The organism is Salinisphaera sp. SWV1 (genome assembly GCF_052044155.1).
In the GTDB taxonomy this organism is placed as follows: Bacteria; Pseudomonadota; Gammaproteobacteria; order Nevskiales; family Salinisphaeraceae; genus Salinisphaera.
Genome location: NZ_JBQDYE010000053.1, coordinates 1 through 19811, shown reverse-complemented (window position 1 = coordinate 19811; position 19811 = coordinate 1). Strand labels below are relative to the sequence as shown.

The following is a 19811-nucleotide window of genomic DNA, read 5'->3' as shown; positions in this document are numbered from 1 at the left end:
CTTGACCTACCTGCACAACGTCTGGCCGAAACTCGTGCGCTATACCGAACGGGGCGACCTGCCGATCGACAACAACCTGTGCGAGAACGCCATCCGGCCCTTTGTGGTCGGTCGCAAAGGCTGGATTTTCTCGGACACACCGGCCGGCGCCCATGCCAGCGCCGTCATTTACTCGTTGATCGAGACGGCCAAAGCCAATGGCCACGAGCCGTATGCCTGGCTGCGCTTTGTGCTGGAACGCCTGCCCATGGCCACCACGGTGGACGAACTGGAAGCTTTGTTGCCGTGGAACCTGCATGCACAGGATTTAGCCATGAACCTGGCCGCCTGTGAATGATGGGGTTTGTGGATCGCTTACGTTTCGTTGACGCGCCCCAGGTCGCGCCGATGACGATTTACGGTGGGTGTCTCACGTGAGCTGGTCCGCGCATCAGTATTCGCAGTTCGAAACAGAGCGGAATCGGCCGGTCGTCGATCTGTTGTCGCACTTGCCGGAGGCCGGAGTTAACCGGGCGGTCGATATTGGCTGTGGCTCCGGCAATTCGACGGGGTTGCTTCGACAGCGATATCCGCAGGCGTCGATCTACGGTATCGACAGTTCGGCCGATATGATCGCGGCCGCACGAAGGCGGTTGCCGGCGATCGATTTCCAGGCGATCGATATCGATGAGTGGAGGCCCGACGTACCGTCCGATTTGATACTGGCCAACGCCGTGATCGTGGGGACAGACCACGGTTTTCGCTGCGAGCGACCGTCCTTTGCCTGGCGGGGTTCGCTGAACGGGCAATATGGACCGGGCCAATTTGCATTGGCTTGCCTCACGCTTTTTAGCCAGCCGCCCCCGGTCGGCGTAATAATGACCGCATGACACGATCCGACCCGCGCCATCGTCCGCTGCCCAACGGGATTACCCGCGAGGTGCTCGAACGGGACGAATTACGCCAAGCGCTGGCCACGGCGCATCCGGATGTCGCGATGATCAGCGACAAGCAGATGCAGGACTCGATTCAGGCGATGCTGGCGCAGCGGCCGCCCGCCGCCGATCTCGACACGGGTGTATGGGTCTTCGGCTATGGATCGCTGCTATGGAACCCGTGCGTGCCGGTCGCGGAATGGCTCGACGTTTTGCTTTATGGTTTCCATCGCGATTTCCGCATCCGGCTGACGCATGGTCGCGGTTCGGCGGAAGCGCCGGGGTTGATGCTCGGCCTGGTGCCGGGCGGTTCCTGCCGGGGCATGGCGCTGCGGCTGCCGCCGGACGATCTGGAGCACGAGCTGCTGATGATCTGGCGGCGCGAGATGCTCACGGGGGTTTACACGCCGCGTTGGGTCACGCTGTACGATCGTGGTGGCGCGTCGCTGCCGGCCATGACCTTCGTGGCCAACACCGCACACCACAGCTTTTGCGGGCGGCTGAAAGACTCGACGGTGATCGATATGCTGGCCACCGGCCACGGCATGATCGGTTCGGCCGCGGAATATCTGAACAGCACCGTGGCTCATCTCGACGAGCAGGGCATCCACGATCAGCGGCTGCGCTCGCTGCGTGCTCGGGTGAATGCGGCGGTTGCCGCGCGTAACACCGGCAATTAACCGCCGTCCGGCGTGAAGCTGTAAGGGTCAAGTCTACTCATTATCTAAATGTGACTAAGAAACAAGCGGCGTGTGTATAGACTTGACTCCTGGTATGAATTGCATCGCAAGCATCTGTGCCAAAAAGACTTTTGTGGCGCCGATTTCGGCCTATCCCAAGGGCATCATGGATTGCGATGCAATCCATATGGTCTAGTGTCTGATCTCGCTTATGGGGTGCGCAAACACCAGATGCCCTATCAACCCCAAGACGTCGTATGAGTCCCTTGGTGCTGCGTCGGCAAGATTACATCTAGCTTTCGGCGACCGCCGGCCGGGCCGACGGTTGTTTGTCGGCAGCGATCGCCTCGGCGTGATGACAGGCCACCAGGCGCTTGTTGAACCGGCGGAGCGCGGGTCTGTCCTGCCTGCATACATCGGTTGCATAGGGGCAGCGCAAATGAAACGCACAGCCCGGCGGTGGGTTCATCGGCGACGGCGGTTCACCGGAAACAGCGACCCGCTTGCCGCGCCGCGCCGGATCGACCGCTGGCGTGCTGCCCAGCAACGCCATGGTGTAGGGATGCGCCGGCGCCTCGAACACCTGCGCCGACGGCCCTTTCTCGACCGCACGGCCTAGATACATCACCATGATTTCATCGGCGAAGTGATGCACCACACTCAGATCGTGGGCGATGAACAGATAGGCCAGCTGCAGTTCGTCCTGCAGATCGGCGAACAGGTTCAGCACCTGGGCCTGGATGGACACGTCGAGTGCGGACACCGGCTCGTCAGCAACCACGATAAGCGGATTGAGCATCAGCGCCCGGGCGATGGCCACGCGCTGGCGCTGGCCACCCGAGAACATATGTGGATAGCGGTCGTAGTGCTCTGGGCGCAGACCGACCTTCTGCATGATCGCGAGCGCCTTCTCGCGGCGCCCGGATCGCTTCAAGCGCGTGTTGATGACCAGCGGCTCTTCGAGAATGCTGCCGATCTTCTTGCGCGGATTGAGCGAGCCGTAGGGGTCCTGAAAGACCATTTGCACACTCTGGCGCAGGCGTTTTCGGGTCGCGCGCGAAGCAGCGGCGGCATTCTCGCCAGCGATCTCCAGGTCGCCGTGATCGGCGGTCTCGATCAAGGCCACCAAGCGCGCCAGGGTCGACTTGCCGCAGCCGGATTCGCCAACCACGGCCAGGGTCTGCCCCGCAGACAGAGAGAAGCTGACATCGGTCAGCGCTTGCACCTTGGCCCGGCGGCCCATGCCGCCGACGTCATAATGGCGGGTCAGGTCAGTGGCCTTGAGTACCGGTTGCTCGCTCATGTCTCGATCGCCTGTCTGGCCGGCTCCGGGCCGTCGGTGGGCTGGCCGTCGTCGAGCGGAAAATGGCAGCGAACACGCCCGTCGCGGTCGGGATCGAAAGCCGGCCGTCGGGCGCGGCAGTAATCCTCGGCAAACCGGCAGCGTGGCTCGAACACACAGCCGGTCGGGCGGTCGGCCAGCCCCGGCACCACGCCAGGAATCGTGGGCAATCGATCACCGCGGCTGCGCTCGGGCAACGCATCCAGCAGCGCTGCCGTATAGGGGTGACGCGGATTGTCGAACAGGCTGGCGGCCGGGCGTTCCTCGGCCTGCTGACCCGCATACATTACACACACACGCTCGGCGGTTTCGGCGACCACCCCCATGTCATGGGTGATCAGTACCAGGCCCATGCCGTGATCGCGCTGCAGGCTCACCAGCAAATCCAGAATTTGCGCCTGGATGGTCACATCCAGCGCCGTGGTTGGCTCGTCGGCGATCAAAAGACGCGGATTGCAGGCGATGGCCATGGCGATCATCACGCGCTGGTTCATGCCGCCCGATAGCTGGTGCGGGAACGCCTTGAGCCGATCCGCCGGAGCCGGGATGCCGACCTGGCGGAACAGCTCGATGGTGCGTTCCCGGCGTTGCCGGCGGCTGCCGCCGCGATGCGTGGCGAGCGCCTCCATGATCTGGAAGCCGACCGTGAACGACGGGTTCAGGCTGGTCATCGGCTCCTGGAAGATCATGGCGATATCCGAGCCGATCAGGCGACGGCGTGCCTTCGGCGTCAGGCTCAGCAAGTCGCGGCCGTCGAAGGTCAACCGGTCGGCGGTGATGCGCGCGGTCCAGGGCAGAAGCCCCATGACCGCGAGCATGGTCACGCTCTTGCCGGAGCCGGATTCGCCCACCACGCCGAGAATCTCGCCGGCGTCCACGCTCATGTCGATGCCTTCCAACGCCCGCAGCGCGCCTTGCGAGGTCTGGAACTCGACTTGTAGGTTGTGGATTTCGAGCAATGGCATAGCAGAAACTCAACTCCGCTTCATCTTGGGGTCGAGGGCGTCGCGCAGGCCGTCGCCCATGACGTTGAAGGCCAGCACGGTGATCAGGATGGCCAGCCCCGGAAAGGTCACCGCCCACCAGGCGCTGAGTACGAACTCGCGCGCGTTGGCCAGCATCGTGCCCCATTCCGGCAGCGGCGGCTGGGCGCCCAGCCCCAGAAAACCCAGTGCGGCGGCATCCAGGATCGCCGAGGAAAAGCCGAGCGTGCCCTGCACGATCAGCGGCGCCATGCAGTTGGGCAGTACCGTAATCAACATCAACCGGATCGGCCCGGCACCGGCCAGACGCGAGGCGGTGACGTATTCGCGCGACAGTTCGGTGATCGCCGAGGCCCGGGACAGGCGCGTGAACTGCGGCAGATAGACCAGCGCGATGGCGAACATGGCGTTGAACAGGTCCGGCCCGAGAATGGCGACGATGACGATGGCCAGCAACAGACTGGGCACAGCCAGCATGATATCCATCAGCCGCATGATCAGGCCTTCGATTACACCGCCCGCGAAGGCGGCAATCAGGCCCAGGAGGGTGCCGACCGAGAGCGACAGGGTCACTACGATCAGCCCGATCAGCAGCGAGTAGCGCGCGCCGTAGAAGATGCGCGACATGATGTCGCGGCCCACGGCATCGGTGCCCAGCGGAAACGACCAGCTGCCGCCGTGCATCCATACCGGCGGTTGCAACAGTGCGTTGTTGTGCTGCGCGTCCGGGCCGTGCGGCGCCAGCACGCCGGCGAAGATCGCGATCAGGCAGATGACGACGATGATGACGAGTCCGGCCAGCGCGCCGCGATTTTCGGCAAAGTAGTGCCAGGTCTCGCGCAGCGGATGCGGCGGTTTGGTGGCCGGCCGGGTGATGGCAACGGTTTGACTGTTCATGACGCTAACGCTTGTACCGAATGCGCGGATTGATCAGACCATAGATCAAATCGACGGCCAGGTTCACCAGCATGATCAACGAGGCGATGATCAAGACACCGCCCTGTACGGTCGGATAATCCCGCTGATAGACGGCGTCCACCAGCCATTTGCCCACGCCCGGCCAGGAGAAGATGGTCTCGGTCAGGATCGCGCCGGAGAACAGGAGCCCGACCTGCAGGCCGGTGACCGTGACCACCGGGATCAAGGCGTTGCGCAGTGCATGCACGCAGATCACCCGCATCGGCGACAACCCTTTGGCGCGGGCGGTGCGCACATAGTCTTCACCGAGCACCTCGAGCATGGCCGAGCGCGTCTGGCGCGCGATCACCGCCAATGGAATGGTGCCGAGCACGATCGCCGGCAGAATCAAGTGATCCAGCGCCGACCAGAATGCCGGGATATTGCCCTCCAGCAGGGTATCGACCAGCATCAACCCGGTGATCGGCTTGATGTAGTAAGCCACATCGATCCGCCCGGACACCGGCGTCCAGCCGAGAAAACCGGAAAAGAACACGATCAGCAACAGCCCCCACCAGAAAATGGGCATCGAATAGCCGGTCAGGGATATGCCCATGACCCCGTGGTCGAATATGGAGCCGCGTTTGACCGCCGCGAGCACCCCCGCCGGCAAACCGACCACGAGCGCGAACAGCATGGCGAAGAACGACAGTTCGAAGGTGGCCGGGAAACGGGTCAGAAACGCGCTGACCACCGGCTCGCGGGTCGTCAACGACTTGCCCAGGTCACCGTGGGACAGCCGGTCGAGGAAATGCAGATACTGCTTCCACTCCGGCTGATCAAAGCCATATTCGTGCATCAGCCGTGAGTGCTCGGCCGGGGTCAGATTGTGCTGGCCGGCCATGACCTGGATCGGATCACCCGGCACCAGACGTACCAGTCCGAAGGCGATCAGGGTAATCCCGAAGAAGGTCGGGATCACCAAGGCAAGCCGGCGCAGGGTGAATCTCAGCATAAAAACGTGGGTTCGAGAAAAAAACAGTGCCCCGCCGAATGGCGGGGCACGAGCGGCGACAACACGGCGGCTGCGCTACTTCTGGATACTGACTTCGCGGAAGTAGTGCTCGCCCAGCGGATCCATCACATAGCCGTGCACTTCCTTGCGCATCGGCACGAACACGGTGGAGTGATCGATGGTGATCCACGGCGCCTGCTGCTTGAAAACCTTGATGGCCTGCTGGTACAGCTTGGCGCGCTTGGCGTTATCCGTGGTTTGCTGGGCTTCGGTCACCAGTTTGGTGTACTTCTTGTTGCACCAGCGCGCGATATTGTTGCCGGTATGCACACCGGGGCAGGCCAGCAGCGTGTAGAGGAAGTTGTCCGGGTCGCCATTGTCGCCGGTCCAGCCCATGAACGCGGTCTGGTGGTCGCCCTGCGCAGTGCGCTTTAGGTACTCACCCCATTCGTAGGTCACGATCTTGGCCTTGACCCCGACCTTGGCCCAGTCGGCCTGGACCATCTCGGCCATGCGACGGGCGTTCGGGTTGTACGGACGCGCCACCGGCATCGCCCAAATATCGGTGCTGAAACCGTTCGGGTAGCCAGCCTCCTTGAGCAGCTTCTTGGCCTTGGCCGGATCGTATTTGTAGCCGGTCACGTTCTTGTTGTAGCCGAGCATGGTCGGCGGGATCGGATTCGAGGCGACCTGCGCATGCCCATGGAAAATAGCGTTGATGATTGCCTTCTTGTTGACCGCATAGGCCAGTGCCTGCCGGACCTTGACCTTGTTGAACGGCTTTTTCTCGGTATTGAAGGCCAGATAGCCGATGTTCAGCCCGGGCTGGGACTTCATCGTGATCTGTGGATTCTTTTTCAGCGAAGCGATATCCGACGGATTCGGATAGACCATGACCTGGCATTCGCCGGCCTTGAGTTTCTCCAACCGCACCGACGCATCGGGCGTGATCACATAGATCAGGTTCGCAAGCGACGGCTTATTGCCCCAGTAATCCGGGTTGCGCTTGTAGCGAATGACGGCGTCCTTCTGATAATGCAGAAGCTGGAACGGCCCGGTGCCGACCGGCTTGAGGTTCATCTGGTCCGGGTGGCCGGACTTGAGCAGCTGATCGGCGTACTGCTTGGACAGAATCGCCGAGAAGTTCATCGCCATGTCCGCCAGAAAAGCGGCGTTGGGCTTGTTGAGGGTGAACCTGACCGTGTACTTGTTCACCTTCGTGATGGACTTCAGCAGCTTGGAAAAGCCCATCGACTGGAAGTAGTTATAGGTGCCGCCGTTGACCTTGTAGTAGGGGTTATTCTTCTTCCACTGGCGATCGAAGGAAAACACCACATCGTCGGCGTCGAAATCGCGCGTCGGCTTGAACCAGGGCGTGGTCTGGAATTTGACGCCGTGGCGCAGGTGGAAGGTGTAGACCAGTCCGTTCTTGGAGACCGTCCAGGACTTGGCCAGCGCCGGCTCGATCTTCGTGGTGCCCAGCTTGAACTCGACCAGCTTGTCGTAAATGGGGTGGGTGGCATCGAAGGTCGTGCTATCGGTATACAGCTCCGGATTGAAGCCCGACGGGCTGCCTTCGGAACAGTAGACGAGCGTGCCGTTGGCCGCACTCGCGACCGCCATCTGCGTGAGCGACAGCGCGGCCAGTAGCAGCACCAGCCCGAACCGGGCATGGCCGCGACTGCCGACAGGCGCGGCTTTTGACAAATATGCCTTGAATTTCAACTTATCCCCCTTGCCGTGCTTGCTTGGCAGCACAGACTGTCGAATGGCGATCACGCTTGGTCGAACTGTCCCAGCAAAAGCCGCGCCAGTCTGCAGCAGATTTCCGAACCGTGGGCTTCATCTACGGTATGGCGCCCAGTATTGGCAATGAGCGATAACGTTATCACCCCCTTGACTGTTTCGGATTCACCGATTAGGCGTAGAAATTAACGGCCCTGATTTGCTGGGTGCCCCTCAAGAGGGCCCGCACCCGGTGCCAGATATCCGACGTCAACTGCTTTGGCCGGTCGATGATGCGTTCGGCGATTGGCGAACCAGGCATCGGCGCCTGCCGCATCAATGAGACACGGCTTGCCAACGCGATGCAGGATCGACTCGTCGGTGCCGTTGGTTTCGACAGCGTGATGGAAATGCCACTGATAAACGTCGCCCTTCTGGACGATGACCGGTTGGCCGCAAGCGATGCAGCTGCATTCGCAGTCCCGGCTGCGAGATACAGTCGACACCTGGACTGGACTGGCCGGCGCGATCGAGGGCCCAGCCGATCTTGGTTCTTGGATGGCGTGGCTCGCGATCCATAACCATTTGTAAAGCCGAGTATTTTAAGGCTGCCGAGACGCCAACATATCAGCTGAATGATATGGCTGTAATATCACCAGACCGAATAAAGCCTAACAATATCATTTTAATGATATTATTCTATTATCATTAAAACGAATAAATGCTGAGGTGTTTCTCGACATGAAAGTCACGACGCTGAAACAGCTTGGCGCCTTCATTCGTGACCAGCGCCGCCAGCGCAAGTGGACACAGAAGCAACTTGCAGACGCATCCGGGACACTGCAGTCCTGGTTATCGGGCGTTGAGAAGGGGAAAGGCAACCCTGAGTTCGGCAAGCTCATGGCGGTGCTGCGGGCGCTTGATGTGACGCTGGACCTTCATCGGCAAAGCGCCGAGCCTAAGCCTGTTCCGCGCCCGAATGCTAGTCCAGCCCAATTGGATCGCGCCAGCACGGTTCGACGCACGGCTTCTGGCGGACTGGACTCGTCTCGGCGTGACGCCCCCTCTCCGGCATCGGGGGGCATCGCTCGTGGAAGCGCGCAAGCACCGTCAGTGCAATCGCTTCGTGCGCGTTTCCAGAAGAGCGGCAAGAAGTAGCCGGCATGGAACAAACGGTCGAGATCTTCTTGAATGAAATCCGGATCGGTGCGGTCACCCGGCTGACCGGCGCCCGGTTCGAATTCGAGTACGACAAAACATATCTTGCGGACGAGGCCAACCATCCGCTGTCGCTTTCCATGCCGATGACCGCGGCTGTGCACCGCGATTCGCGCGGCGAGTCGATCGTGAGCAACTTCATGTGGGGATTGCTCCCCGATGATAGAGAGGTTCTGCGCCGATACGCGGCACATTTTGATGTACCCGAGGCCGATCCGCTCGCCTTACTCGAGGCCATTGGTGAGGATTGTCCGGGTGCGGTGAGTTTTGGAACGTCCGACCTGGGGCGAGGTTTGGGTCCGCTCGATGAAGCGGAAATGGCCGAAGTCGTCGATGGACTCAGGCGTGGTCGGACACCAGAGATTTTCGGTCGAAATCCCGGCTATTTTTCATTGGCCGGCGCCCAGCCGAAAACTGCCTTCGTTTATCGCGACGGCCAGTGGTACATGCCCGTCGGCGACGAGCCGAGCACGCATATCGTCAAGCCGGCGATGCGTGATCTTGATGACCAGCCGCTCAACGAGCATTTCTGTTTGCAGCTCGCGCGTGAGGTCGGCCTCGCTGCGCCGGAGTCATGGGTCGAGCGAATGGGCGCGGAGCAGGCAATCGTGGTCGAGCGATTCGATCGAATGACCGATGCCGGGCCTGAGACGCGTCGCATCCATATCGAGGATATGTGCCAGGCGCTGGGGTATGCCCCGAGCCAGAAATACGAGGAGAACGGCGGCCCCGGCATTCGGGCTATCGGCGAACTCCTACGTGACAACGCGACCGATCCTGCCGCGGACCTCGAACAGTTCATGCGGGCGGTGATGTTCAATGTGCTTATATGCGGTACAGACGCCCACGCCAAGAACTACTCGATCTGGCATGTGACAGGGCCGCAACTCGCGCTCGCGCCGCTGTACGACATCAACAGTGTCTACCCATATTTTCTGCGATGGAATGATCGGAAGATGGCTATGGCAGTTCGCGGCAAAAAGGTTCAGCACAATATCCGTCCGGAACATTTCGTGGCCGATGGCAAGGCACTGGGTCTGTCGGCAGAACAGATTCGGGGATGGTTGGGCGATATGGCCGAACAGCTGCCGGAGCAGGCCCGGTGGACCCGTGATCAGATGCCTTATGAATCAACGGTCATCGATCTCATCGTCGATGAGATCGCGCGCTGTACAACACGTCTTCTCGGTCAATTGCGTGGCCCAGCCGGGTGATGAGGTCTGCAACACTCACTTCGGCTTGAACGCTTCGACGGCGAACCGAACGCCTGAGTCAGGATAGAAAACAGCAGCTTTTCACCGTGCCGTTATACGTCCGGGGCAGATCTTGTCTGATGCGTCACATGGCCATTCGATGTCTGACCTTAAAAGGCGTCGTCCGCCGCGGGTCGGGCCGAGCCGTCGGCCCGCGGCGGACAAGTCATGCGCTTTTGCCGAGATAGGCTTCCTGCACTTCCGGCGAGGCCAGTAGGGCCGAGGCCTTGTCTTCGTGGACCATGCGGCCGACCTCCAGCACATAGCCACGGTCGGCGAGCTTGAGCGCGATGCGCGCGTTCTGCTCCACCACCAGCACGGTGACTCCCGAGTTGGCGATCTCGCGCAGCGCGGCGAAAATGCCCTTGACGATGAGTGGCGCCAGGCCGAGGCTCGGCTCGTCCAGCAGCAACAGGCGCGGTTTGGCCATCAGCGCCCGGCCGATGGCCAGCATTTGCTGTTCGCCGCCGGACAGGGTGCCGGCCAGTTGCGCGCGCCGCTCCTCCAGCTTGGGAAACATGCGGTAGACCTCGGCACGGGTAGTGCCGACTTCCGCCGGCGGCCGGGTGTAGGCGCCGAGCCCGAGGTTCTCCTCGACCGTGAGGGTGCCGAACACGCGCCGGCCTTCCGGCGACTGGGCGATGCCCTTGCCGACGATCAGATCAGCGCGCACGCCCACCAGTTCCTCGTCGCGATAGACGATGGAGCCCGACTTCGGGCGCAGCAGACCGCTGAGCGAACGCATCAGCGTGGTCTTGCCCGCGCCGTTGGAGCCGAGAATGGCCACCACCTCGCCCTCGGCGACCCGCAGCGAGACGCCCTTCAGGGCCTCGATCTGGCCGTAGTTGACGTGGAGGTCGGATACCGTCAGAAGATCGCTCATGCGGCCGCCTCGTCATCGTCGTCGTCGGCGCCCAGGTAGGCTTCGATTACTTGCGGGTTGTTGCGCACCGAGGCGGGATCGCCTTCGGCGATTTTCTTGCCGAAGTTGATCACCACGATGTTGTCGGTGACCTTCATCACCACGTTCATGTCGTGTTCCACCAGCAGCACGGTGATGCCGGCGTCGCGAATGCCGAGAATGGTGTCGTTGAGCTCGGCCGATTCCTGGTCGTTTAGGCCGGCGGCCGGCTCGTCGAGGATGAGCAGTTCCGGACTGGCGGCCAGGGTACGCGCCATCTCCACCCGGCGCTGGATGCCGTAGGGCAGGGACGTGGCCAGCTCGTGGGCCACATCGGTCAGATCCAGGCGCTCGATGATTTCCATGCAGTTTTCCCGCAGGGCGCGTTCTTCGCGCCGCTGGCCGGGTGTGGCGAGCAGGCTGGACAGCCAACTCTGCCGGGTGCGCATGTGCTGGCCGGCCAGCACATTCTCCAGCACGCTCATGCCGCTGAACAGGCGGATGGTCTGAAAGGTGCGCAAAATGCCGCAGTGGGCGACGCGATACGGCGGCAGACCGCTGATGCGCTCACCCTTCCAGCGCACCTCGCCGTCGGTGGGTTTGTACACCCCGGTGATGATGTTGAATACCGTGGTCTTGCCGGCGCCGTTGGGCCCGATCAGGCCGACGATCTGGCCCTTGTGCACGCTGAAATCGAGCGCGTCCACGGCGCGCAGGCCACCGAAGCTGATGCCCACGTTGTCGAGCGTGAGTAGTGCGTTGCTGTCAGTCATTCCATGCGCCTGCGTCGGGGCCAAATACCCTGGGGACGGATCACCATCACCACGATCATGCCAATGCCGAAGACGAAGTAGCGGTACTGGGCGAGTTCGCGAAATACCTGGGGCACGACGAACATGAGCACGGTGCCGAGCAGCACGCCGGGAATCGAGGCCTGACCGCCGACCAGGACGATCGCGAACAGGGTGACGGACTCGGTGAACACGAAGGCGCCCGGCGAAACCACCGCCAGCTGGCTGGCGAACAGGGTGCCGGCGGCGCCGGCGACCCCGGCCCCCAGGGCGAAGGCGAGAATTTTGTAGTAGCGGGCGTTCACGCCCAGCGTGGTGGCCGCCAGCTCGTCTTCCTTGAGATAGCGAAAGACGCGGCCGAGGCGGCTGTGCTCGAGGTTGTTCATCAGCAGCAGCACCAGCCCCAGCAGCACCCAGTCGACCAGGAAGTTGCCGCCCTGGGACATAATGGCGTGGCCGAACAGGCTCGGCACGCCGATGCCGAAGATGCCGTCCGGGCCGCCGGTGACGCCGCCGACATTATTGACCATCACCAGATGAAAGATCTGGCTGATGCCTATGGTGGCCACCAGCAGATAGTCGCCGCGCAACTTGACGATCGGTGCCGCGAGCAGGCCGCCGACCAGCGCCGCGGTGATAATGGCCGGAATCATGCTCCAGAGCACCGGCACGCCGTAGACCGTGTTCAGGATGGCGGTGACATAGGCGCCGATGCCGAAATACACGGCATGGCCCATGTCGAACATCCCGGCGCGGCCGAGCACGATGTCCTGGCTCAGGGCCACCACCGCATAAATGGCGAAAATGGCGAGGATGCTGATCCAGTTGGCGCCGAGAACGAAGGGCACGGCCAGCCCGGCGACCCAGACGAGCGGTCCGAGCCAGCGAAATATTTTTGTGTTCATACCTTCTCCGCCACGCGTTCGCCGAGAATACCGGTGGGCCGGACGAGCAGAATCGCGATCAAAAGACCGAAGGTAATGGCCTCTTGCCAGGTGCTCGAGATGTAGCCGGCGGCCAGGGCGTTGAACAGACCGAGCAGCAGGCCCCCGAGCATGGCGCCCGGGATGTTGCCGATACCGCCGATGATGGCGGCGATGAAGGCGTTCAGGCCGTAGATCCAGCCCATGTTGAACACCGCCTGGCGATAGTACAGGCCGATGAACAGCCCGCCGATCGCGCCCAGCGCGGGCCCGAGGATGAACACGCTCACGATCACCCGGTTGACGTTAATGCCCATCAGGCGCGCGGCATCCTGGTCGATGGCCGCCGCACGAATCGCGGTGCCGAAGCGGGTGCGGTTGACGTAGAGATACAGGGCGCCCATCAGCGCCAGCGACACGACGATAATGAGCAGCTGGGTGAAGGTCACCTCCACGCCGTGGATGTTCCAGCTGATGCTCGGCAGGGAGCCCTGCGGAAACACCAGGGTCTGGGGGCTCCAGATCAGCATCATGCCGTTTTCGAGCATCATCGAGGCGCCGAGCGCCGAGACCACCGCCGACAGCCGGTGCGCGCTGCGCAGCGGCCGGTAGGCGGTGAACTCCAGCAACACCCCGGCGCAGGATACCGCCACCACCGCCCCCACGAAGGCCAGCCCGACCACCCAGACCGCGGGGGAGCCGGCGGCGCCCCCGAGGCTGGAGATCACGGTCAGACCGATGAAGGCGCCGAGTACGCACAAGTCCCCATGTGCGAAGTTAATCAGCTTCAGAATGCCGTAGACCATCGTATAGCCCAGCGCGATCAGGGCATAAATACCGCCGACGGTCAGGCCGTTCACCAATTGCTGGCAAAACTCGCTCATGTGGTGCGTCCCCTGTGGTGAGCCAGGCGTCGATCAGCTGGCCGATGCGGAGGTCGGGTAGACCGTCTTGTAGCTGCCGTCGGCCTGCACTTCGAAGGCCTGGAACGCGCTGCCGATACGTTCACCCTTGGACGAGAAGCTGATCGGGCCGGTGATGCCCGGGAACTTGTCGACCTTTTGGTGCAGGTAGGCTTCGACCTTGTTGGGGTTGAGGCTGTGGGTTTCCTCGACCGCCTTCATCACTACGCGCATGCCGTCGGCGTTGGTCAGGGTAAAGATGCTGGGCGGGGCCTCGCCATAGGCTTTCTGGTAGGCGGCGAGGAACTCCTTGGCTGCCTTGTAGGGCAGATTCTCCGGGGCCGGCACGTTGACGATGATCGAGCCCTGGGCGGCGTCGCCGGCGATTTTCGCAAACGCCACATTCTGGTTGGCGTCACCGCCGACGAAGGGCACGTTCATACCGAGCTGCTTTTCCTGCGAGCGCAGCAGGCCGCCGTCGGAGTAGTAGCCCGAGAAGTAGATGACGTCCGGGTTCTTGGATTTGATATCGGTGAGTACCGAGGTGAAATCCTGCGAGCCGGAGTTGATATAGGCGCGGGTGAGTACGTGGCCGCCGTCGCTCTTGATCGCCTCGGCCACGGCGTCGCCCAGACCCTTCGAGAAGCTCGAATGGTCGGAGATCACCGCGATCCGCTTGTAGTGCTTGTGATCGACCAGATACTTGCCGGTGAACTTGGCCTCGGCGCTGTTCGGCGGCGCATTGCGGAAGAAGGTCTTGAAGCCGCGCTGGGTCAGTTCGTCGGCGGTGCCGTCGCTGGTCTGGATGACATTGGCGCGGGCGTAGATCGGCTGCGCCGCGGAGGCCGCACCCGAGGTATAGCTGCCGATGACCGCGAACACCCCGGCGTTGGTCAGACGGCGTCCGCATAGCGCGGCCTGGGTGGCCTTGCCCTCGTCATCACACACCTGCACTTTGATCTGTTTGCCGAGCAGGCCGCCCTTGGCGTTCTGTTCCTTGGCCAGCAGTTTGACCGCTTTTTCTATGCCCTGACCCTCATTGGCATATTTACCCGTGATCGGCGCCTGTACGCCGAAAGTGACTGTACCCGCTGCCATCGCCAGCGATGACACCCCCATCGCAACGGCGGCTGCCGTTGCCAGAATCCCTTTATGCATCGTTGTGCCCTCTCGTTATTAGAATATTCAATATATAGGAAGATACAATCGATGCTTCAGTTATTGTGTATTATACAGAGGCTTATCCGGCCTTCGGCACGGTGTGGATAGCCTGCGACAAACGTCATCGGCGCCCGTGAGCCGGGCGCGCCGCATGGCGCGGTTTGATGCATCGAACACTCGGCGTCAGGCTTGGCGGTGTGTGCGAGGCAAGACCTGGCCGCGGGTTGGTGGACCCCAACATTGGGCAGCGGGATGAGGGGATAGCCTTTCAAGTTCGCAAGCCGCGCGCGCAGTTCGGCGTCAGCCATTGTCGGCAAGGCGCGGATAGGCTTCTTGTACCACCGAGAACACAATCCCGCGCAGCCAGCCATGTGCCGGGTCGGCATCCATGCGCGGGTGCCACATGGCATCAATCGTGAATTCCGGGGTTGGGACCGGTAGGTCGAAGTGTTGGAGCCCGAGCTTGGCGGCGTGGTCGCTGGCCAGCGCATTCCCGAGGCACGATTGCGGGACCAGCGCCACCAAATCCGAGTGACGGGCGATCCGCATGGCGTCCGGGAAACCGGGAACAACGGTATGGATCTCCCGCCGCAATCCAAGCGCCGCCAGTGGCTCGTCGACGGAAGCGGCGACCTCGCCGCGTGGGGAGGCGGCCACGTGCTTGCAGGCTGCATAGCGTTCGGGGGTCACGTTCGGCTCCGCCAGCAGCGGATGGCCTGCTCGCACGACGCCGACATACCGGTCGTGAAACAGCAAGCGAGCGCGCATCTCCGGTGCGGTTGTGTCTCCCACGCCGATTTCCAGGTCGATCGAGCCGTCGCGTAGCGCTGCCACATCCTTGTTCGGCTTGGGCGTAAAGCAAAGGCGGACGTGCGGCGCTACCGCGTCAACGGCCTGCATCAGGGGAACGGAAAAGAACGCCACGAAAGCCTCGTTGGCGCGCAGGGTGAAATTACGCTCCAGCGCAGCAAGCTCGAGACGATCGTTGCGCGGTTGCAGCATTGCCCGGGCGCCGCGGGTCAGTTCATGCACGTGATCGTGTATTGCCGCGGCATACGGCGTCGGCACCAGACCGCGACCCGCGCGTACCAGCAACGGGTCGCCCGCGAACCTGGGGTCTTGCGACATGCGTTGGCAGACACGCGGCTACAGGCCGGTCCCATCTGGCGGCTCATCCAGCCGTATGTAGGCGCTCAGGTGGCGGGCCAGGTGACGGAATACAAGGCGGACGCGTTGCACGCGCCGCAGGTCTTCGTGCATGACCACCCACGTTTCGAGCGGGTAGCTCACCAGATCGGGAAGAATCCGCACCAGATCGGGAAAGCGGCGAGCCAGGGGCGCCTGGCACACGCCGATCCCCAGGCCGGCTCGGATGGCCGCGAGCTGCGCCATGTCACTGTCGGTCCGGTAGGCGAAGTCCTGTCGTTGTTCCGTGAGCCCCAGGGCGCGCATCGTGCGGATGCTCGCCGTTTCGGTGTCGAAGCCAATCCACGGGAAGCGGCGTAGATCGTCGAGGTCGGCGGGCATGCCGCGGCGTTCGATCAGATCCCGGCGTGCGTGCAAGCCAACCGTGATATGCCCGATGCGTTTGGCGATGAGCGCGTGTTGGGTCGGGCGTACCATCCGGATCGCGATGTCGGCCTCGCGATGCAGCATATCGGCGTTGTCATTGCTCAGGCTGAGTTCGATGGTCAGCGTGGGATGTTCGGCCATGAGTGACGTAAGCAGCGCGGGCAGCACCTCAACTCCCATCACTTCACTGGCGGTCACGCGTACCACGCCCGAGATCTGATCGGCCGAGGCCGAGCCCGTGCGCGAAAAGGCGCGCGCGGCGTTGGCCATGGCGCGTGCCGGGGCGACCAAGTCGAGGGCGATCGCGGTCGGTTCGAGCCCGCTCGGGGAGCGGGTGAACAGGGCGGTGCCCAGCTCATTTTCCAGCGCCTCGATGCGGCGCCGCACTGTGGGTTGCATCGCGTTCAGCGCCCGCGCCGCCGCCGACAGGCTGCCGGTATCGACGACGGCGAGAAACGCGCGATAGCGCTCCCAGTCGGTGTCATTCAAGCTGAGAAGGCTCGTTCATCATTGACGGGCCGCTGGTTGGTGTTTGCCAATTCTAACCGAGCTTGTCCGCGCCTATCGTGAGCTTCCCTCATCTCTCCGGATCGGCTCATGAATACAACAGGTCAGGCACTGGTATTGGGTGCAGGCGGTGGCGTTGGCGGCGCCATTGGCCGAGCGCTGCTCGCGCACGGCTGGCGGGTGCGCGCCGTGGTTCGACGCCCAGACAGTGCGGCGGCCGTCCGGTTGCGGGCCGACGGCTTTGAAACGGTGGCGGGCGATGCGCTGAATCGGCAGGCGGTGGTACAGGCAGCCGCCGGAGCCCGCGTGATCGTGCATGCCGTCAATCCGCCGGGATATCGCCATTGGGACACCCAGGTAATGCCCATGTTGGATAACACCATCGTGGCGGCTCATGCCCAGGGCGGGCGTATCTTTCTTCCCGGCACGATTTACAACTACGGGGCGGATGCGCTGCCGCTGCTGTACGAGACGTCGCCCCAGAACCCGCAGACCAGAAAAGGCGGGATTCGGGCCCGGATGGAAGCCAATCTCGCCGCGGCCGCCGCGGATGGGGTACGCTCGCTGATTGTTCGGGCCGGCGACTTCTACGGGCCGCGTGCCGGTAGCAGCTGGTTTTCCCAGGTTTTGGTCAAGCCCCGTAAGCCGCTGCGAAAAATTGTCTATCCCGGGCGGCCGGGTATCGGCCACAGCTGGGCCTACCTGCCCGACCTGGGCGAGGCCTTCGCGCGGTTCGCCGATCGTGAGCAAGAGTTGGAGCCGGCCGCGCGGTACCATTTTGCCGGCTACTACGATGGCGGCGGTCACGGTATGACCGCCAGCATCAAACGCGCCGCCGGCGCGCTCCATCTGCCGGTAAAGCGCTTTCCCTGGCGCTTGTTGTCGCTCCTGGCGCCGTTCAACGCGACGCTGCGTGAAATGCGCGAAATCCGTTTTCACTGGCAAACCGATGCGCGTCTCGACAATACCGCGCTGACCGCGTTTCTCGGCGCCGAGCCGCAGACGCCGCTGGACGACAGCGTGAGAGCGACCTTGCAGGGGTTGTCCGTGCTGTAGTGCTCAGGCGTATGTGTTGATCTGCGTACCAACCGTGCCGCTCGTGGCCGGCGCGGGCTGCGCTTCCACCGACGACATCAGCTGGCTGAGCTGCGACGACTGACTATCGAGCGACTTGCGCAACAGGTTCGCCTGTATGTCCTGGTTCTGGTTTTGTTGCTGTAGCGCGACCGCCGTATTGACGGCCGAATTCACGCTGCTTCCTGCGTTCATAACGCCTCCTCTTCCTGCGAGTACCCATGGCCGGATGGAGGTTATCGGCGTCTATCGCATGGACTTGAATCGGTAATGAGGCACCACGCCGTACCACCCGTTCCGGTCCGCGTCCTCGTCCGGGCCCGCGACTCGGGCGCTGGACCGGTCTCGCGATCAAGGTGCTGCCCGGCTCGGAAAATGGCCGGCGTTGCCTCATCGTCGGCCTCGGGCCCGACGCCGACCGGCGCGATCCGAGTGTTCTGTAATGCCTATTAATCAGGCTGTTTCGTGCGCTTTGTTTCGCGTCACCGCGCCGGGCCGGGCAATAAGGATTGCCCGAAATCCATGACGCGAACTCACGTGACAGGACACTCGGTTATTAATCCGGCATCAAAACAGCTGACTTCATCCGCTGTTTTCCACGCCTTCAAAAATAAAAGCCGGCGCCTGTCCGTCTTTTATTTTCAAAGGCTTCGCGGCCAATGGCCGCGGCGAGCATGCAGTCGCATACTCGCGCTATTAAGCCGAAGAATCATCCATTTTTGTGCCGGGTTAATAACGCGGTATTCGATGCTCGAATTATCCGCTAATCGAGGCGAACGCTTAGTCCAAGGCGCCGACGTCCCACCCACAGCACAAGACACAAGGCGGCCAGGAACATGGGAAGTGAACCGGGCTCCGGTACCGACACCCCGGGCGAAACATAATCCAGTGCCTGCGTCTGGGTGGCGACCGCCACGCCGTAGAACGCATTGCCGCTCGAGCCCGGCGATCCGATGCCGTCACTCCACAAGCCCACCACGTCGCCATTACCCAGATTGAACAAGAGTCCGTAGATATCCAGCAAACCGCCGTGAAACGGATAGTCGGTAGCCGTTTGGGGCGAGCCGTCCGGCCAGATCAGGTTGTCATACGTGAGATAGCCGTTGCTATTGGGCGATAAACCGAAAGCAACGGCAAACCGACTGAAATCATGGGGGGCGAGGTGGTTGGTGGGCTCCGGTGTCGCATTGTTGACCGCGACGAGCGAGGTGACGTTCTCGTTGGCGATATCGAGCCCGTTATTGGCGTCGGAAAACGTTCCGGAGATTGCGGTGATTTCATGGCCATCCGAAAACAAGGCATCGGTCGCCGGGCCGTAGGTCAACGCAAGTGCCCCGCTGATGCCCGACGTACTGAAATTCAGATAAGTCACAGTGGCCAGCGCCGGCCCTGAAATCAGCAGTGACAGGCTCGCAAGCACTGCAAGCCCGAAATGTTTTGGTGTCATGGAAATCTCCGGGTCGGTGAGGTTAGCGCAAGCGCCGATCCTCTGTTTTTTCTTAAGAGAGATGCCTTATAAGCAAATTACGATCCAGAAAATTTTACGCAATAAAAACATGGGGCTAAATTTCATCTCCGTCTGATAACCATCGATGATGTAAGAAAATCTGACACTTCAAGGGCTGGGGCGCTCGATCGCCAAGATCCCGTCGTATGCGCGGTCGGGGCAGGGCCCGAGTCCGGTCACCAAGCGGCATCAATCACCGGTCTGACTTTGGGCTGCCGACGTCACTCACGCTTGCGTGCAATAAGCGCTACCGCTGCACAGGCAACGGGCCTGGATAACGCTCAATTTAATAGCGCGCGTATGCGACCGCATGCTCGACGTGGCCATTGGCCGCTAAGGCTCGGAAAATAAAAGACGGACAGGCGCCGGCATTTATTTTTGAAGGCGTTGAAAACAGCGGATGAAGTCGGCTGTTTTGATGCCGGATTAATATATCCAAATCGGGG

Annotated in this window: 20 protein-coding genes; 6 read left to right on the top strand and 14 right to left on the bottom strand. The window is 62.1% G+C overall.

Annotation, left to right across the window (positions count from 1 at the left end; translation table 11 throughout):
* From ACS8YF_RS18015 to ACS8YF_RS18005, 3 genes are all read left to right on the top strand, one after another.
* Nucleotides 1–337: transposase domain-containing protein (locus ACS8YF_RS18015; protein WP_440851498.1), on the top strand; the 337-nt coding region annotated here is incomplete at its 5' end.
* 76 nt (nt 338–413) lie between these two features.
* A complete protein-coding gene (locus ACS8YF_RS18010) occupies nt 414–869 on the top strand; it encodes a methyltransferase domain-containing protein (RefSeq protein ID WP_440851497.1) in 456 nt (151 codons plus the stop codon).
* The gene (locus tag ACS8YF_RS18005) at nt 866–1594 is read left to right on the top strand and encodes a gamma-glutamylcyclotransferase (protein ID WP_440851496.1); all 729 of its coding nucleotides are present in this window, start codon (nt 866–868) and stop codon (nt 1592–1594) included. Before ACS8YF_RS18010 ends, ACS8YF_RS18005 begins: the two co-directional genes overlap by 4 nt.
* 292 nt (nt 1595–1886) lie before the next feature.
* On the opposite strand, the gene ACS8YF_RS18000 is transcribed toward ACS8YF_RS18005, so the two are convergent.
* The 5 genes from ACS8YF_RS18000 to ACS8YF_RS17980 all read right to left on the bottom strand — a co-directional run bounded on the left by ACS8YF_RS18000 (nt 1887) and on the right by ACS8YF_RS17980 (nt 7454).
* Complete coding sequence (locus tag ACS8YF_RS18000; RefSeq protein ID WP_440851495.1) at nt 1887–2897, bottom strand: dipeptide ABC transporter ATP-binding protein; 1011 nt, start codon at nt 2895–2897, stop codon at nt 1887–1889.
* Entirely contained in the window at nt 2894–3901 is a 1008-nt protein-coding gene (locus ACS8YF_RS17995) for an ABC transporter ATP-binding protein (protein WP_440851494.1), read from the bottom strand. The genes ACS8YF_RS18000 and ACS8YF_RS17995 overlap by 4 nt, the downstream gene beginning before the upstream one ends.
* A gap of 9 nt (nt 3902–3910) precedes the next feature.
* Complete coding sequence (locus tag ACS8YF_RS17990) at nt 3911–4816, bottom strand: ABC transporter permease subunit (protein WP_440851493.1); 906 nt, start codon at nt 4814–4816, stop codon at nt 3911–3913.
* A gap of 4 nt (nt 4817–4820) precedes the next feature.
* Nucleotides 4821–5831, bottom strand: a complete 1011-nt coding sequence (locus tag ACS8YF_RS17985) for an ABC transporter permease subunit (protein WP_440851492.1) — start codon at nt 5829–5831, stop codon at nt 4821–4823.
* A 75-nt stretch (nt 5832–5906) separates the two neighbouring features.
* On the bottom strand, nt 5907–7454 hold the full coding sequence (locus ACS8YF_RS17980) for an ABC transporter substrate-binding protein (protein WP_440851499.1): 1548 nt from the start codon (nt 7452–7454) through the stop codon (nt 5907–5909).
* Between the two features lie 843 nt (nt 7455–8297).
* On the opposite strand from ACS8YF_RS17980, the gene ACS8YF_RS17975 reads away from it, so the two are divergent.
* Nucleotides 8298–8714, top strand: a complete 417-nt coding sequence (locus ACS8YF_RS17975) for a helix-turn-helix domain-containing protein (protein ID WP_440851491.1) — start codon at nt 8298–8300, stop codon at nt 8712–8714.
* Between the two features lie 5 nt (nt 8715–8719).
* Nucleotides 8720–9988, top strand: a complete 1269-nt coding sequence (locus ACS8YF_RS17970; RefSeq protein ID WP_440851490.1) for a type II toxin-antitoxin system HipA family toxin — start codon at nt 8720–8722, stop codon at nt 9986–9988.
* 205 nt (nt 9989–10193) lie between these two features.
* On the opposite strand, the gene ACS8YF_RS17965 is transcribed toward ACS8YF_RS17970, so the two are convergent.
* From ACS8YF_RS17965 to ACS8YF_RS17935, 7 genes are all read right to left on the bottom strand, one after another.
* Entirely contained in the window at nt 10194–10910 is a 717-nt protein-coding gene (locus ACS8YF_RS17965) for an ABC transporter ATP-binding protein (RefSeq protein ID WP_440851489.1), read from the bottom strand.
* Complete coding sequence (locus tag ACS8YF_RS17960; protein ID WP_440851488.1) at nt 10907–11701, bottom strand: ABC transporter ATP-binding protein; 795 nt, start codon at nt 11699–11701, stop codon at nt 10907–10909. The genes ACS8YF_RS17965 and ACS8YF_RS17960 overlap by 4 nt, the downstream gene beginning before the upstream one ends.
* Entirely contained in the window at nt 11698–12624 is a 927-nt protein-coding gene (locus tag ACS8YF_RS17955; RefSeq protein WP_440851487.1) for a branched-chain amino acid ABC transporter permease, read from the bottom strand. The genes ACS8YF_RS17960 and ACS8YF_RS17955 overlap by 4 nt, the downstream gene beginning before the upstream one ends.
* Nucleotides 12621–13526: a branched-chain amino acid ABC transporter permease gene (locus ACS8YF_RS17950; protein WP_440851486.1), complete on the bottom strand. Its 906-nt coding sequence runs from the start codon at nt 13524–13526 to the stop codon at nt 12621–12623. The genes ACS8YF_RS17955 and ACS8YF_RS17950 overlap by 4 nt, the downstream gene beginning before the upstream one ends.
* Nucleotides 13527–13559: 33 nt before the next feature.
* Nucleotides 13560–14702 carry a branched-chain amino acid ABC transporter substrate-binding protein gene (locus ACS8YF_RS17945; RefSeq protein WP_440851485.1) on the bottom strand — a complete coding sequence of 381 codons (1143 nt, stop codon included), beginning with the start codon at nt 14700–14702 and terminating at the stop codon, nt 13560–13562.
* 303 nt (nt 14703–15005) lie between these two features.
* Nucleotides 15006–15833, bottom strand: coding sequence for a LysR substrate-binding domain-containing protein (locus ACS8YF_RS17940; protein WP_440851484.1), 828 nt, complete (start codon nt 15831–15833; stop codon nt 15006–15008).
* Between the two features lie 18 nt (nt 15834–15851).
* Entirely contained in the window at nt 15852–16766 is a 915-nt protein-coding gene (locus ACS8YF_RS17935) for a LysR family transcriptional regulator (protein ID WP_440851483.1), read from the bottom strand.
* Nucleotides 16767–16874: 108 nt separating this feature from the next.
* Here ACS8YF_RS17935 and ACS8YF_RS17930 point away from each other — a divergent pair, with 108 nt between their 5' ends.
* Entirely contained in the window at nt 16875–17840 is a 966-nt protein-coding gene (locus ACS8YF_RS17930) for an NAD(P)H-binding protein (RefSeq protein WP_440851482.1), read from the top strand.
* Nucleotides 17841–17843: 3 nt separating this feature from the next.
* Here the strand turns inward: ACS8YF_RS17930 and ACS8YF_RS17925 are convergent, their stop codons facing one another.
* Together ACS8YF_RS17925 and ACS8YF_RS17920 are read right to left on the bottom strand one after the other, a co-directional pair.
* Complete coding sequence (locus tag ACS8YF_RS17925; protein WP_440851481.1) at nt 17844–18053, bottom strand: putative motility protein; 210 nt, start codon at nt 18051–18053, stop codon at nt 17844–17846.
* Between the two features lie 568 nt (nt 18054–18621).
* The gene (locus ACS8YF_RS17920; RefSeq protein WP_440851480.1) at nt 18622–19278 is read right to left on the bottom strand and encodes a PEP-CTERM sorting domain-containing protein; all 657 of its coding nucleotides are present in this window, start codon (nt 19276–19278) and stop codon (nt 18622–18624) included.
* Between the last annotated feature and the right edge of the window lie 533 nt (nt 19279–19811).

Bases quoted from the DNA above. Each gene is read 5' to 3' on its own strand.
- ACS8YF_RS18005 (WP_440851496.1), top strand. From the start codon at position 866: ATGACACGATCCGACCCGCGCCATCGTCCGCTGCCCAACGGGATTACC.
- ACS8YF_RS18000 (WP_440851495.1), bottom strand. From the start codon at position 2,897: ATGAGCGAGCAACCGGTACTCAAGGCCACTGACCTGACCCGCCATTAT.
- ACS8YF_RS17995 (WP_440851494.1), bottom strand. From the start codon at position 3,901: ATGCCATTGCTCGAAATCCACAACCTACAAGTCGAGTTCCAGACCTCG.
- ACS8YF_RS17990 (WP_440851493.1), bottom strand. From the start codon at position 4,816: ATGAACAGTCAAACCGTTGCCATCACCCGGCCGGCCACCAAACCGCCG.
- ACS8YF_RS17985 (WP_440851492.1), bottom strand. From the start codon at position 5,831: ATGCTGAGATTCACCCTGCGCCGGCTTGCCTTGGTGATCCCGACCTTC.
- ACS8YF_RS17980 (WP_440851499.1), bottom strand. From the start codon at position 7,454: ATGGCGGTCGCGAGTGCGGCCAACGGCACGCTCGTCTACTGTTCCGAA.
- ACS8YF_RS17975 (WP_440851491.1), top strand. From the start codon at position 8,298: ATGAAAGTCACGACGCTGAAACAGCTTGGCGCCTTCATTCGTGACCAG.
- ACS8YF_RS17970 (WP_440851490.1), top strand. From the start codon at position 8,720: ATGGAACAAACGGTCGAGATCTTCTTGAATGAAATCCGGATCGGTGCG.
- ACS8YF_RS17965 (WP_440851489.1), bottom strand. From the start codon at position 10,910: ATGAGCGATCTTCTGACGGTATCCGACCTCCACGTCAACTACGGCCAG.
- ACS8YF_RS17960 (WP_440851488.1), bottom strand. From the start codon at position 11,701: ATGACTGACAGCAACGCACTACTCACGCTCGACAACGTGGGCATCAGC.
- ACS8YF_RS17955 (WP_440851487.1), bottom strand. From the start codon at position 12,624: ATGAACACAAAAATATTTCGCTGGCTCGGACCGCTCGTCTGGGTCGCC.
- ACS8YF_RS17950 (WP_440851486.1), bottom strand. From the start codon at position 13,526: ATGAGCGAGTTTTGCCAGCAATTGGTGAACGGCCTGACCGTCGGCGGT.
- ACS8YF_RS17945 (WP_440851485.1), bottom strand. From the start codon at position 14,702: ATGCATAAAGGGATTCTGGCAACGGCAGCCGCCGTTGCGATGGGGGTG.
- ACS8YF_RS17940 (WP_440851484.1), bottom strand. From the start codon at position 15,833: ATGTCGCAAGACCCCAGGTTCGCGGGCGACCCGTTGCTGGTACGCGCG.
- ACS8YF_RS17930 (WP_440851482.1), top strand. From the start codon at position 16,875: ATGAATACAACAGGTCAGGCACTGGTATTGGGTGCAGGCGGTGGCGTT.
- ACS8YF_RS17925 (WP_440851481.1), bottom strand. From the start codon at position 18,053: ATGAACGCAGGAAGCAGCGTGAATTCGGCCGTCAATACGGCGGTCGCG.